Raw genomic sequence first — 13,870 nt, 5'->3', positions numbered from 1 at the left:
TTCCTGTTCTCAATGGCTGAAATACTTCGCCACGGCGGCGAAGTCTTCGTCCGTGTAGCCTTTGGCGATGCGGTCCATGACTGTGGCCCGCCGCAATCCCTCGCGGAACGCCTTCATGCGCCGCACGAATTCGGCTTCGGGTATTCCCGTCAACGCGGGGATGGTGTCGAAACCCTGGCCATGGGCACCATGGCAACCACCGCAGGCGCGGGCGAGGGTGGCGGCATCGGGGCGGGTGCCGGTGCCCCCGAGGGTGGCGAAAGGCAGGAGCGACAAGGCCAGGATGGATAGCAGCGGTTTTGGAAAGGGGCGCATCTTTGCGGTCGGGGTCGTGATTGGTCTGGGGTGCCCCTCGGGTCGGGGCGGATAGGGATTTTAGCGTAAAGCGCGGTCCCGCTGTTGTGTCGATAATGGCCGCCGCCTTGGAACCCGACTTCCGGGCCGGAAACCCGGTGGAGATGGGGAAAAACGGGTGCGACAAAATGTCGCGATAATTTCTTGACAAGGGTTTGGCGGGTGATAGACTGCACCGCACCCGGGGGACCGGGGGTTCCGGGAGGCGTTCAAGGGCTGTCCGGGGCGAGGCGGAGGGGAGGCTGGGTTCCGGTCGAACCGCCGTTATAGAAGCAATTTTCAAGAGGTAAAACAAATGGCTGCAACAACCGCTGGCGGCGTCGCCGCGCAGGACAAGCCGCTGCTCGATACGAAGTGGCTGGCGTTCGCGTTCACGATCTACACCGTGTTCTACATGTGGGTGCGCTGGTACGAAGGCGTGTACGGCTGGGCCGCGGGCCTGGACTCCTTCGCGCCTGAGTTCGAGACGTACTGGATGAACTTCCTGTACACCGAGATCGTGCTGGAAGTGACCACCGCGTCGATCCTGTGGGGTTATATCTGGAAGAGCCGCGACCGCAACCTGGCCGCGATCACCCCGCGCGAAGAGCTGCGCCGCAACATGACCCACCTGATCTGGGTGTTCGCCTATGCGTGGGCGATCTACTGGGGCGCTTCCTACTTCACCGAACAGGATGGCACCTGGCACCAGACCATCGTGCGCGACACCGACTTCACCCCGTCGCACATCATCGAGTTCTACCTGAGCTACCCGATCTACATCATCACCGGCTTCGGCGCGTTCCTGTACGCCAAGACCCGCCTGCCGTACTTCGCGCAGGGCCTGTCCCTGCCGTACCTGGTGACCGTTGTGGGTCCGTTCATGATCCTGCCGAACGTGGGCCTGAACGAATGGGGCCACACCTTCTGGTTCATGGAAGAGCTGTTCGTGGCTCCCTTGCACTACGGCTTCGTGATCTTCGGCTGGCTGGCACTGGCCATTGCCGGCGTGCTGCTGCAGATCTTCGCGAGCTTCGCGACCGTGATCGGCAAGGACGTCTGCGAAGCGGTCGACCAGGGCCTGATCGCCAAGTAAGGCGGACGGAAGCGGTGCCGGTTCCCGATGCCCTGTGGGCGTGAGGGGTGCCGGTACCGGACACAGGGAGTGATGGGCGCGGTCGGTTGTGGCCGCGCCCGAGAAGACTATAAAACGAAACTTTGGAGGTAACTCATGAGCGCACTTCAATCTGCGGTCCGGTCCCACGCCGAGGCCGTGCAGGTTTCCCGGACCATCGACTATCTGGGCCTGTTCATCTTTTTCTTCGTCATCTGCGGTTCGTACCACATCCACGCGATGCTGACCATGGGCGACTGGGACTTCTGGTCCGACTGGAAAGACCGCCGCCTGTGGGTCACCGTGACCCCGATCGTGCTGGTGACCTTCCCGGCCGCCGCGCAGGTGTTCCTGTGGGAGCGTTTCCGCCAGCCGTGGGCGGCGACCGTGTGCGTGTTGGCGCTGCTGTTCGGTGAATGGGTCAACCGCTACTTCAACTTCTGGGGCTGGACCTACTTCCCCGTGAACTTCGTGTTCCCGGCCATCCTGGTCCCGGGCGCGATCATCCTCGACGTCTGCCTGATGCTGTCCGGCAGCTACCTGTTCACCGCCATCATTGGCGGTCTGGCCTGGGGTTTGATCTTCTACCCTGGCAACTGGCCGATCATCGCCCCGATCCACGTGCCGGTGGAATACAACGGCATGCTGATGTCCATCGCCGACATCCAGGGCTACAACTATGTGCGTACCGGTACCCCCGAGTACATCCGCATGGTCGAGAAGGGCACCCTGCGTACCTTCGGTAAGGACGTGGCCCCGGTGTCCGCGTTCTTCTCCGGCTTCATGTCCATCCTGATCTACTTCATGTGGCACTTCGTCGGTCGCTGGTTCGCCAACGTCCGCTTCCTGAAGAACACCTGATAATAGGGATCGGCCGGGTCCGCCCGGCCGGGAACGCACCCATCCGCACCGGAGCCCCGGAGCGCGCCCGAGGGGCGCGGGGGCGGCCACAACAGAACAGACTCGAGAGAGAGGAAGAACTATGAAACTACTCAAAGACAGGATCGCCAAGTGGTCCATGGTCGGCTTGCTGACCGCGTTCGCGGCGACCAGTTTCTACGCGCCGAACGCCTCCGCGCACGGCGAAAAGTCCCAGGCCGCGTTCATGCGTATGCGTACCATCCACTGGTACGACCTGAAGTGGAGCAAGGAAAAGGTCAAGGTCAACGAACAGGTCGAGATCACTGGCAAGTTCCACGTGTTCGAAGGCTGGCCGGAAACCGTGGACGAGCCGGATGTATCGTTCCTGAACATCGGTATTCCCGGTCCGGTCTTTATCCGCAAGGAATCCTACATCGGCGGCCAGTTGGTGCCGCGTTCCGTGCGTCTCGAGATCGGCAAGACCTATGAGTTCAAGGTTGTGCTGAAGGCCCGTCGCCCCGGCGACTGGCACGTCCACACCATGATGAACGTCCAAGGCGGTGGTCCGATCATCGGGCCCGGCAAGTGGATCACCATCGAAGGCTCCATGGGCGACTTCAAGAACCCGGTCACCACCCTGACCGGCCAGACCGTCGATCTGGAGAGCTACAACCTGGAGAACACCTACTTCTGGCACGCCCTGTGGTACGCGGTCGGCCTGGCCTGGATCGTCTACTGGGTCCGCCGTCCGGTGTTCCTGCCGCGCATGCTGCTGACCGACGCCGGTCGCGCCAACGAGCTGGTTTCCGGGACCGACCGCAAGGTCGCCATGGGCTTCGCGGCCGGCACCATCCTGCTGGTGATCTTCGCGATGTCCGGTGCCAACGGCAAGTACCCGATCACCATCCCGCTGCAGGCCGGTACCCTGCGCGGCATCAAGCCGATCGAGATGACCAAGCCGACCGTCTCCGTCAAGGTGGAAGACGCCAGCTACCGCGTGCCGGGCCGCGCCATGCGCATGAAGCTGACCATCACCAACAGCGGCAGCAGCGCCGTGCGCCTGGGCGAGTTCTACACCGCGTCCGTGCGGTTCCTGGACTCCGACGTGTACAAGGACACCACCGGCTATCCGGAGGACCTGCTGGCCGAGGACGGCCTGGAAGTCAGCGACAACAGCCCGCTGGCCCCCGGCGAGACCCGCACCGTGGAAGTGACCGCTTCCGACGCGGCGTGGGAAGTCTACCGCTTGTCCGACATCATCTACGACCCGGACAGCCGCTTCGCCGGCCTCCTGTTCTTCTTCGACGCCGCTGGCAACCGTCAGGTGACCCAGATCGACGCGCCGTTGATCCCGTCCTTCATGTAAGCGGGAGGGGCGCTTGACGCGCCCCGACCGGTCGTGATCGGCTTGGCCCCCCCGCCTGAGGCGGGGGGGCCTTTTTATTGATACATCCAGGAATTTTCAACGATGCTGGTAGATTCCCATTGCCACCTCGACCGCCTCGATTTGGCTCCCTACGACCATGATTTTTCCAAGCTGGTCGGCGAGGCCACCGCGCGCGGGGTCGAGCATATGCTGTGTATTTCCATCGACATGGAAAATTATCCTTCCATGCGGACCCTGGTCGAGGGTTATGACAATATCTCGGTGTCCGTGGGCGTCCATCCCAACGAGCGCGATAATCACGAACCCACGCTGGAAGAATTGATTGAGTTGGCGGGGGATGCCAAGGTCGTGGCGGTGGGGGAAACCGGCCTGGATTATTTTCGTAGCGAAGGGGATTTGGCTTGGCAGCGGGAGCGTTTCAGGCAGCATATCCGAGCGGCCAAAGCGGTGGGCAAGCCGCTCATCATCCATACCCGCGATTCCAGGGAAGATACCCTCGGGATTCTGGCCGAGGAAAATGCCGCCGAGGTGGGAGGTGTTTTGCATTGTTTCACCGAGGATTGGGAAACCGCCCAGCGCGCCCTGGATTTGAATTTTTATATCTCGTTTTCCGGGATACTGACTTTTCGCAATGCCCAAGCCATTCAGGAGGCGGCGCAGCGGGTGCCCGAAGACCGCATTTTGGTCGAGACCGATTCTCCTTATCTCACCCCCATGCCGTATCGGGGAAAACCCAATTATCCATTCATGGTCCGGCATGTTGCCGAGTTTTTGGCGAAGCTTCGGGAAACTTCCTTGGAATCGGTCGCGGAATCCACTACCCGCAATTTCTATTCCTTATTTCCGATCCAGCGGGCTTGATGGAAAAGGGCGGCTTTCCGGGGTGTTGGAAAAATACCGCCCAGGGTTGCTAGGGGTGGCTCCAATCCACCCAGCCGAAATGCCAAGTGCCGATGATCGCCAAGCCGAAAACGATGCGGTACCAAGCGAAGGCCATGAAATCATGGTTGGAGATATACCTTAAAAGCCAGCGCACACAGACGAAAGCGGACACGAAGGCCGAAACGAAGCCGACCGCCCACATTCCCAGATCGTCTACCGAGAGCAAGGCCCGTTCTTTATAGACTTGGTATAGCGTTGCCACCACTAGGGTGGGGATGGCGAGGAAGAATGAGAATTCGGTTGCCGCTTTGCGCGACAGCCCGAACAGTAATCCACCGATAATGGTCGCCCCGGACCGGGAAGTGCCTGGGATCAGCGCGAAAGTCTGGGCGATACCCAATTTAAAAGCGTCCAGTATTCCCATATCATCCACCGATTCCACCCGGATTTTATGGGAGCGTTTTTCAGCCCAGATAATCACGAAAGCGCCCACGATAAACGCCAGCGCCACGGGTATGGGTTGGAATAAATGGGATTTGATGGCTTTGCCAAATAGCAATCCTAAAATAGCGAACGGCAGGAAGGCGATAAATAGCTTGAGCAGGAAGCGCCGGGCTTCCGCCGAGTGGCGCAACCCGAATAACACGCCCAACAATCTCACCCGGTATTCCCAACAGACCGCCAGGATCGCCCCGGATTGGATGACGATCTCGAATAGTTTGCCGCGCTCGTTGTTGAAGTGCAGCAAATCTCCCACCAGGATCAAATGCCCGGTGCTGGAAATGGGGAGGAATTCGGTGAGTCCTTCGACGATGCCCAGGATCAGGGCTTTCAGCAATAAGATAAAGTCCATAGGTTTCGCGTTTGGGGGATGATGGGGTTGTCGATTGGCGTCGGGGCGGGTTTATACCATGATTGTCGCACCAATCTCGACTGTATTCCCCGGCAATCCCCATTTTTTCCCGCGTCCGTCCTTGGGTGTTAGAATGCGCGGCCTCCGCGCTGTTCCCGCAACGGTGGGGCAAGGCGGATCGTAAGCCACCGCGCCTAAGGTATGGGAAGGCGGTCCGTCGGGCTTGGAAGCCGCGGACCATCCTGGTGCAAGCCAAGGTCCGCACTCCAAAATGGCCACGCTGGATTCTGTTCCCGTACCGCCGATGCGCCTATATACTTGCGCCCACTCGGAACGGACCGCCGTGGCCGGGGGCTCGACAATCGCAGACCCATCTTCGGGAAGGGGAAACCATGAAATCCATCCTTCGTTTGCTTCCGCTCTGGGCGGGCTGGATGTGTGCCACGCTGGCCGGTGCCGAATCCATGGATTCGGAAACCGGCAATAAGCTGGACGTGCGGAAAGGGATGCAAGTTTACAAATCGGCCTGCGCCGAATGCCATGCCACCGGCAAGGGCGGTGCGCCGCGTTTGCATGACCGGGAGGCTTGGAAACACCGCTCTTTCCAATCCCAGTCGGTAATGCGCGGCCATGCCAAGGGTGGTTTTTTGCTGATGCCGCCTAAAGGGGGCTATCCCTTGCTGGATAACCAGGAAATGGCCGACGCGGTGTTTTATATGTCCGAACAAATCTCGGGCCGGATGGAGGGGCAATAAGGTTTCCGCCATGGATGACCGCCCGCCAGTGTGCTTCGGGTCCGCTTCCCGCCTATCGCTTCACTTCACGCTAAAAAGAGTCCGATGTCTTATTATTTAGAACCCAACAAGGATTACCGTACCGATAGCCTTAGGAAAGGCGTGGAATTCTCCCAGGAAGAAATCCGCACGGATACCGCGAAGCATTATGACGATTGTTATTGGGATTACCGCACCGCTTGGTTCGATAACGAGAATCTGGCTTTGCATTATGGCTATTGGGACGCGAATACCAAAACCCATAGCCAAGCTTTATTGAATAAGAACCGGATACTCTGTGAAATCGCCGGAATCAAGTCCGATCAGCGGGTTTTGGACGCGGGTTGCGGCATTGGCGGTAGTTCCATCTGGCTGGCGAAAAACATAGGTTGCCGGGCCGTCGGGATTACTGTCAGCGCCCAGCAAGTGGCGCACGCCCAGCGCAACGCCCAGCGCCACGGCGTCGCCGATAAGGTGGAATTCCAGGTGGCGGATTTCTGCCGAACCCCGTTTCCCGATGAATCCTTCGATGTGGTTTGGGCTATCGAAAGCAGTTGCTATGCCATCGATAAACGGGATTTCTTCAACGAGGCTTATCGCTTATTGAAAAAAGGCGGCACTTTGATCGCCTGCGATGGTTATGCCACCCGCCGCGAATTCAACGCGGAGGAATGGCAAGCCGTGATGGATTGTCTGAATGGCTGGGCCGTGCCCAATCTATCCAGCGCCGAGGAATTCCAGGCCGGGATGGAGGAATGCGGTTTCACCGAGGTGCATATCACCGAGGCCACCCAGGAAGCCCTGCCGTCCTCGCGCCGGATGTATTTGACCGCGCTGTGGACCTATCCCATGCAGGTGGTCATGCAGGCTTTGGGCTTGCGGAAAAAGGCCCAGACCGCCAATTTCAAAGTGGCTTTGGCTCAGTGGAAGGTCTTCAATGGCGGGCTGGCCCGCTATTATATTTTCCGGGCCAAGAAGCCCGCTTAGGCCGGGGGGTTCGTACCCGTGGAGCCATTGGCCGTGTGGGGTATGCCGCGTGAGTTGACCGCGTTGGCGGTCGGGGTTGGGGTCGGGTTATTGCTGGGATTGATATTGGGCCGGTGGTTGGTCGTGCCCAAACCCGCGCCGCTAGCGGAACCGGAAGCCGCCGCCGCCGAAATCCCCGAGTCCGCCACCACCGACCCGGTGGGTTTGGTATTCGATGGCCGGATCGTGGAGCTTTCCCCGCTGGCTTTGCGTCGAATCCAAGACCTATTGCGGGCCAAGCAGAAAGCCGAAGCCATCCAAGTATTCTCCGAGGCTACCGGCTTGGAACCAGATAAAGCCGGGGCCGTGATTGATTTCCTACCCAAGGTCGCCTGCTGATCCACGGCCTTGGATACTCCGCATTCTTACTTCCGGGAGACTCACGATGGGACTTTTCGATTTCCTCAAGAAACAGTTTGTCGATGTCCTCCAATGGGTGGAGGAATACGACGGGATACTGGCTTACCGCTATCCCATGCCGGATTTTGAAATCCAGTATGGGGCGCAATTGGTGGTGCGGGAAAGCCAGATGGCTTTACTGGTGGATGAAGGCCATGCGGCGGATGTGTTCGGGGCCGGTACCCATACCCTCGATACCCGCACCATGCCCTTGCTGACCAATTTGAAACACTGGGACAAGTTATTCCAATCGCCATTCAAGAGCGATGTGTATTTCTTCAGCACCCGGCTGCAATTGGCCCGCAAATGGGGGACGCCCAATCCGGTGACGATCCGCGACAAGGAGTTCGGTATGGTGCGGCTGCGCGGTTTCGGCCAATATGCCTACCGCATCGCCGATCCCAAGCTGTTTTTCCTGAATATCAGCGGCACCCGCGATATCTATACGGTGGACGATCTGGAAGACCAGTTGCGCGGCACCGTGATCGGGGCGATGACCGATTTGTTCGCCGAATCCGGGATTCCCTTCATCGACATGGCGGCCAACCAGGACGAGATGGCGGTGATGCTCAAGGCCAAACTGGCGGGGGAATTCAGCCGTTTGGGGCTGGCCTTGGATAGCTTCGTGGTGCAGAACCTGTCCTTGCCGGAAGAGTTGCAGAAGGTGCTGGACGAGCGCATCAGTATGAACATGGTGGGTGACCTCAACCAATACGCCCAGTTCCAGGCCGCCAAATCGATCCCCATCGCCGCCGCCAATCCGGGCGGGGTGGCGGGCGCTGGGGCCGGTCTGGGCGCGGGCATGGCCTTGGGACAGGCGATGGCGAACGCCTTCGCGGGAGGCGCGGTGGGGCAGGGCAACAGCGCGGGCTCCTCGCCCGAGGATGTCACGGCCCTCTTGGAAAAGCTCCACGACCTCATGACCAAGGGTATCCTCAGCCAGGCCGAGTTCGAGGCCAAGAAGGCGGAATTGCTGAAGAAGCTGGTTTGAAGGCCGCTCGCGGTTCCGCCCCGTGAAACGTGCCTCCTGTCCCTCTTGCGGTGCGGAAGTCCTGTTCCGCTCCGCCGCCTCCATCTTGGCGGTGTGCGAATACTGCCATAGCACCTTGTTACGCAAAGGCCCGGTGCTGGAAAACCTCGGCAAGATGGCCGAGTTGTTGGAAGACGCCTCGCCGATCCAACTCGGCAGCGAGGGCCGCTACCAAGGCCAGCGCTTCCAGGTCTTGGGCCGCATCCAACTCCAATATGAAGCCGGACTGTGGAACGAATGGTATTTGCTGTTCCACAACGGACGCACCGGCTGGCTGGGTGAAACGCCGGGGCTGTGCGCCGTGTCCTTCCTGGTTCCGCCGCCCGAGCCTTGCCCCGGTTTCCGCGAGCTTTGGGTTGGCCAGCATCTCGCCCTGCAAGGCCAGGATTTCCAGGTCGCCAATCTGGAACAAGCCCGTTGCATCGCCGGGGAGGGCGAGTTGCCGTTCCGGGTCGGGGCGGGCTACGACACCGCGCTGGCCGATTTGCGCGGTCCCGGCCAGGCTTTCGCCACCCTCGATTACAGCGAAACCCCGCCGCTGTTGTTCGTCGGCGAACAGGTGAGGTTCGATACGCTGGAACTCAAGAACCTACGCGATACCGGCGTGCGCGGCCCGGCGGTCCAAGTCCAGAGCTTCGCCTGCGCCCAGTGCGGAGCGCCCTTGCTGCCCAAATTGCCGAGCAGCGTGGTCATCGTCTGCGGCAGTTGCGGCTCGGCCCATGATCTCCAAGACCAGCGCCATCCCATCGTATTCCGGGCCGAGTTGGCGCAAAGTCCGCGCCCCCGGATTCCACTCGGCAGCCGGGGCAAACTACGCAGCCAGGATTACGAAGTCGTCGGCTTCATGCAGCGCGAGGCGCGGCTCGAAGGCGTCAATTACCGTTGGAGCGAATACCTACTGCTCAACCGGGGCGGCGGTTTCGATTGGCTGAGCGAATATCAAGGCCATTGGAATTATATCCGGCCTACCACCCATCAACCGGCGTTCGGGCCGGGTTTCGCCCAATACCAGCAACGGCGGCTCAGGCATTTCCAGGATTCCGAAGCGCGGGTAGTATTCGTGCTAGGCGAATTCTATTGGCAAGTGCGCTTGGGCGACACGGCGCGGGTGCGGGATTATGTCGATCCGCCCTGGTTGTTATCCCAGGAATGGACCGCCAAAGAAATAACCTATTCGTTCGGAGAATATATCGGACGGGAGGAAATCGCCGCCGCTTTCAAGCCGGAGCGGGAATTGCCCGAACCCTATGGGATTTATGCCAACCAGCCTTCGCCTTGGCAAAACCGGATTGGGGGTTATTGGTGGCGGTTCCTGGCCTTGGCTTTATTACTATTGGGCTTGCATCTCGGCTTGCTGGTCAAAAGCGGTTCGCCGGAAGCCATCCATACCCGCGTGACCCTGGACCGCGCCCAGCCCGAAGCCACTCAAACCACACCGCCTTTCGACCTCAAGGGCTTGGGTCCGGTCGAGGTCCAGGTCGGCACTAATCTCGCCAATAACTGGGTCGATTTAGGCGTGGCCTTGGTCGAGGTCGATACCGGCTTGGTATATAACGCCGAGCGCGAATTCAGTTATTACTCGGGCTATGACGAGGGTTATTGGGACGAAGGCAGCCGGAGTGGTTCCCTGCGTTTTTCCGGAGTGCCGGAGGGGCGCTATTATCTGGCCGTGTCCGCCGAAAGCGATGCGGTTTCCCAAGCTTGGTCTTCGGTCACTTGCGATCTGACGGTGCAAAGGGCGCGGGCCGGTTGGGGCAATTTCTTCCTAGCTTTGCTGGCCTTGGCGGTTTGGCCGGGTATCGCGACGTGGCGGCATAATGCTTTCGAGACCCACCGCTGGCTGGAAAGCGATCATCCGCAAGAAAGCTGGATTTCATCCTGAGGGGGGCTGTATGTATTACCGGCCTTATTGGTTATATGGCTTGTTGGTCCTAATATTCTTCGCCTATGCCCAGTACCGGGGTTGGAGCCTCGGGGGCGATGATTCGGCTTCCGGTTCCGGCCATCGTTTAGGTTCCGGGCAATCTATTTTCCACAAATGAAACGGAGGGCATCCTATGTCGGAATGGTTTAATCCCGTGGCGCTGCTGAATTCCCTGATTTATTCCTTGCTGGGCGTTGCCGTATTCTGGATTTCTTTCATCATTATCGACCTATTGACGCCTTATGCGCTGTGGCATGAAATCGTCAAGGAGCGGAATCTGCCGGTGGCGATTCTGGCGGCGGCGATGTGTTTGGGGATTTCGATTATCGTGGCGGCGGCGATCCATGGTTGATCTGAGGTATAGGTCCTGTCCACCACAGCTATGGGAGATGTCTATATGAATCTGGCGGGTTCGGAGTCCGAACCGTTCCGCCATGGGGTTGTGGTGGTTTTATCACTGCTATTCGCTATCGCGCTAATGACACGCTTATGGCTGGCCGGAGACAAGCCGGTATATACCCCGGATTCAAACTACTTTTCTGTGCTTGCCGATAATATCGCAAAAAACCAGTGTTATTCCATCCATGATTCAGTGGACGGAGTCTGTCAGCCTACTTGGGGTAGCCAGCCACCCGGTTATCCTTTGTTTATCGCCGCCATTAAATCCTTGGGGGGCGATATCTTGCGAATCGCCCAAGCCCAAACCTTGGGTTTCGCGCTGGCCTTGGTATATGCGCTATGGTCCGGCTATCTATGGCATGGCAGCTTCGGCTTGTTGATGGTTTCAGGCGTGGTATTGGCGTTGTCTCCGCTGACCTTGGGCTGGTCCAGGTGGGTGCTGACTGAAACCCTGGCATCGGCGGGGGCGTTATGGGTTTTCGCGGAGATATTCAGGTCTTTGGCCGAGCGCCGCTTGAGGACGCTGTGGATGGGTTTGGCGCTTTGTTTCTCCGTATCGATGCGCTGGGATTCGGTATGGTTACTGATTCCAGCCTGCGCGTCGGGATTTTATCTATCGGGGTGGCGGGTCGGGGTTGGCCGGGCGGTGTTATTGCTAATGGCGACCGCCCTGGTTCCGGGAATTATGGTGGTACGGGCTTGGCGCGTGGGTTTGCCTTTGCTTCCTGCGGTGATCGCCGATCCCGGTCTCTCCCCGGCAGTGGTCGGGTTTTGGCGGAGCGCCGCCTTGGCCCAAAACGCGACCTCGGGTTTCCTGTGGCCGGTTTGGGGCAAGCACTATAGCAGGCTCGGCAAGTATTGGGATGGGGCATCCATAGACCCCGCGCTGAATACCGACGAATTCAAGGATATTCTGCGGCGGTTGGGCGCTTTGGACGATGGAGCTTCTTTGCCCAAGGAGATTGAAAGCGATTTGCAGCGCTTGGTGGATAGCCGGGGCAACCTGACACCCAAGCCGGTTTTGTTGTTGAAAAGGATCGTGAATATCTGGCAGCAAAAAGATACCTTATATTTCGCGGGTGGCTCTTTTGGTGGAAGCGGTGAAAAACTGGCCCGCTACTATAAAAATGCGCTGTTGGGGTTGTGGGTTATCGCGCTGGTCTTGGCCGGTCGGCGGCGCGAAATCTGGATCGTCTCCGGGTTGTTCCTAGCTTATTTCATTCCCAGGCTGGTTTCGCTTGCGGCCAATGCCGACTTGGAATCCAGATATTTGGTGCCATCTTATCCGGTGCTGGAAATCACGGTGCTATATGCCGTTTTCTGGGCGGTGCGGTGGGTTGGGGATTCGTCCCGACCTTATGGCACGGTGGTCGGTTGAAATACGCCCTTCTTGCCTCTGTCTTCCTCATCGCCTCCTGCGGGCTGGTCTACGAACTCATCGCCGGGGCCATGGCCAGCTATCTGCTGGGCGATTCCATCACCCGGTTTTCCACCGTCATCGGTACTTATCTGTTCGCCATGGGCATCGGTTCCTGGCTGTCCAAACATGTCGGCGGCAATCTGGTATTGCGCTTCGTGCAGATCGAATTGGCCGTCGGCCTGTTCGGCGGGGTGTCGGCGGCGGTGTTGTTCCTGTTGTTCGCCCAGGCCGGGGCACCGTTCATGGCGGCGTTGTATGGGTTGGTGCTGGCGGTGGGCGTGCTGGTAGGGCTGGAAATCCCCTTGCTGATGCGCATCCTGCACGAGAAGGTGCGGTTCCGCGAATTGGTGTCGGAGGTCTTGACCTTCGATTATCTGGGAGCGCTGGCGGTATCCTTGCTGTTCCCGCTGGTGTTGGCCCCGCGTCTGGGCATGATCCGTACCGCGCTGTTGTTCGGGCTGCTCAACGCCCTGGTGGCGGCGGCGACGCTGTGGTTGTTCCGGGGACGGCCCGGACCTTGGCGCTGGGCGGCGGGGCAGTGCGCGGCGGTGACGGTTTTGCTGCTGGCTGGGCTGGCCGGGGCGGGGCGCTTGACCGCCTATGCCGAGGCGCAGTTCTACAGCGACGATATCGTCTATGCCGAGACCACGCCCTATCAGCGTATCGTGCTGACCCGTTGGGCCGACGATTTACGCCTATTCCTCAATGGCAACCTGCAATTCAGCTCCCGCGATGAATACCGCTATCACGAGGCCTTGGTGCATCCCGGTTTGGCGGCCTTGCCTTGGGCCAAGCGGGTGTTGGTGCTGGGCGGCGGCGATGGCTTGGCGGTGCGGGAAATCCTCAAGTATCCCGACGTGGCATCCGTGACCCTGGTGGAACTCGATCCGGCCATGACCCGCTTGTTCAGCCGCCACGACTGGCTGCGCGGTTTGAACGGCGGGGCGCTGACCGATCCGAGAGTGCGGGTGATCAATGCCGACGCCATGGTCTGGCTGGATCAGACGCCCGAACTGTTCGATTTCGTCATCGCCGATTTCCCCGACCCGACCAGTTTCGGCATCGGCAAGCTGTATACCACGGCGTTCTACCGGCTGTTGGATCATCATCTGGCCCGGACGGGACTCTTGGTGGTGCAATCGACCTCGCCTTATGCCGCCCGCCGCAGCTTTTGGTGCGTGGTGAACACCTTGGCGGCGGTGGGTTTCCACACCTGGCCTTATCACGCCTATGTGGCTTCGTTCGGGGAATGGGGGTTCATCCTGGCGGGGCATGGCGGTTTCGCGCCCGCCGAGCGCTTGCCCTTGGGGCTGCGCTTCCTGGACCCGCAAAGCCAGCGCGATTTGTTCCGCTTCCCCCAAGACATGGGGTGGATGGAGACCGAGGTGAATCGGCTGGATAACCAGGTATTGGTGGGCTACCACGAGGCGGATTGGAACGCGGTGGCGCGTTAGTCCAGGCGTTCCAGC

14 protein-coding genes are annotated in these 13,870 nt (G+C 59.7%); 12 read left to right on the top strand and 2 right to left on the bottom strand.

Going from position 1 to position 13,870, the window contains the following annotated elements; genetic code table 11:
- Positions 1 to 9: 9 nt before the first annotated feature.
- Positions 10 to 315, bottom strand: coding sequence for a c-type cytochrome (locus B9N93_RS12750; RefSeq protein WP_085214209.1), 306 nt, complete (start codon positions 313 to 315; stop codon positions 10 to 12).
- A 334-nt stretch (positions 316 to 649) separates the two neighbouring features.
- Here B9N93_RS12750 and amoC point away from each other — a divergent pair, with 334 nt between their 5' ends.
- From amoC to B9N93_RS12730, 4 genes are all read left to right on the top strand, one after another.
- The gene (gene amoC / locus B9N93_RS12745) at positions 650 to 1,429 is read left to right on the top strand and encodes a bacterial ammonia monooxygenase, subunit AmoC (protein ID WP_085214207.1); all 780 of its coding nucleotides are present in this window, start codon (positions 650 to 652) and stop codon (positions 1,427 to 1,429) included.
- Positions 1,430 to 1,564: 135 nt separating this feature from the next.
- Complete coding sequence (amoA, locus tag B9N93_RS12740; protein ID WP_085214205.1) at positions 1,565 to 2,308, top strand: bacterial ammonia monooxygenase, subunit AmoA; 744 nt, start codon at positions 1,565 to 1,567, stop codon at positions 2,306 to 2,308.
- A gap of 121 nt (positions 2,309 to 2,429) precedes the next feature.
- Entirely contained in the window at positions 2,430 to 3,674 is a 1,245-nt protein-coding gene (gene amoB / locus B9N93_RS12735) for a bacterial ammonia monooxygenase, subunit AmoB (RefSeq protein WP_085214203.1), read from the top strand.
- Positions 3,675 to 3,776: 102 nt separating this feature from the next.
- The gene (locus B9N93_RS12730) at positions 3,777 to 4,556 is read left to right on the top strand and encodes a TatD family hydrolase (RefSeq protein ID WP_085214201.1); all 780 of its coding nucleotides are present in this window, start codon (positions 3,777 to 3,779) and stop codon (positions 4,554 to 4,556) included.
- A 49-nt stretch (positions 4,557 to 4,605) separates the two neighbouring features.
- Here B9N93_RS12730 and B9N93_RS12725 read toward each other — a convergent pair whose 3' ends face one another.
- Positions 4,606 to 5,430 carry an undecaprenyl-diphosphate phosphatase gene (locus tag B9N93_RS12725; RefSeq protein WP_085214199.1) on the bottom strand — a complete coding sequence of 275 codons (825 nt, stop codon included), beginning with the start codon at positions 5,428 to 5,430 and terminating at the stop codon, positions 4,606 to 4,608.
- 392 nt (positions 5,431 to 5,822) lie between these two features.
- Here B9N93_RS12725 and B9N93_RS12720 point away from each other — a divergent pair, with 392 nt between their 5' ends.
- The 8 genes from B9N93_RS12720 to B9N93_RS12685 all read left to right on the top strand — a co-directional run bounded on the left by B9N93_RS12720 (position 5,823) and on the right by B9N93_RS12685 (position 13,855).
- Entirely contained in the window at positions 5,823 to 6,185 is a 363-nt protein-coding gene (locus B9N93_RS12720) for a c-type cytochrome (protein ID WP_085214197.1), read from the top strand.
- 84 nt (positions 6,186 to 6,269) lie between these two features.
- On the top strand, positions 6,270 to 7,190 hold the full coding sequence (locus B9N93_RS12715) for a methyltransferase domain-containing protein (RefSeq protein WP_085214195.1): 921 nt from the start codon (positions 6,270 to 6,272) through the stop codon (positions 7,188 to 7,190).
- Between the two features lie 42 nt (positions 7,191 to 7,232).
- Positions 7,233 to 7,568, top strand: a complete 336-nt coding sequence (locus B9N93_RS12710; protein ID WP_085214193.1) for a hypothetical protein — start codon at positions 7,233 to 7,235, stop codon at positions 7,566 to 7,568.
- 46 nt (positions 7,569 to 7,614) lie between these two features.
- Positions 7,615 to 8,619, top strand: a complete 1,005-nt coding sequence (locus B9N93_RS12705) for an SPFH domain-containing protein (protein ID WP_085214191.1) — start codon at positions 7,615 to 7,617, stop codon at positions 8,617 to 8,619.
- A gap of 22 nt (positions 8,620 to 8,641) precedes the next feature.
- Positions 8,642 to 10,540 (top strand): DUF4178 domain-containing protein, encoded by a 1,899-nt coding sequence (locus tag B9N93_RS12700; protein ID WP_125468971.1) that lies wholly within the window; start codon positions 8,642 to 8,644, stop codon positions 10,538 to 10,540.
- Positions 10,541 to 10,715: 175 nt separating this feature from the next.
- Positions 10,716 to 10,934, top strand: a complete 219-nt coding sequence (locus B9N93_RS12695; protein WP_085214187.1) for a DUF350 domain-containing protein — start codon at positions 10,716 to 10,718, stop codon at positions 10,932 to 10,934.
- Positions 10,935 to 11,264: 330 nt separating this feature from the next.
- The gene (locus B9N93_RS12690; RefSeq protein WP_125468970.1) at positions 11,265 to 12,359 is read left to right on the top strand and encodes a hypothetical protein; all 1,095 of its coding nucleotides are present in this window, start codon (positions 11,265 to 11,267) and stop codon (positions 12,357 to 12,359) included.
- Complete coding sequence (locus tag B9N93_RS12685) at positions 12,356 to 13,855, top strand: polyamine aminopropyltransferase (RefSeq protein WP_085214182.1); 1,500 nt, start codon at positions 12,356 to 12,358, stop codon at positions 13,853 to 13,855. Before B9N93_RS12690 ends, B9N93_RS12685 begins: the two co-directional genes overlap by 4 nt.
- Positions 13,856 to 13,870 lie beyond the last annotated feature (15 nt).

It is taken from the genome of Methylomagnum ishizawai, assembly GCF_900155475.1.
In the GTDB taxonomy this organism is placed as follows: Bacteria; Pseudomonadota; Gammaproteobacteria; order Methylococcales; family Methylococcaceae; genus Methylomagnum; species Methylomagnum ishizawai_A.
This window is presented reverse-complemented; position numbering and strand designations above follow the sequence as displayed.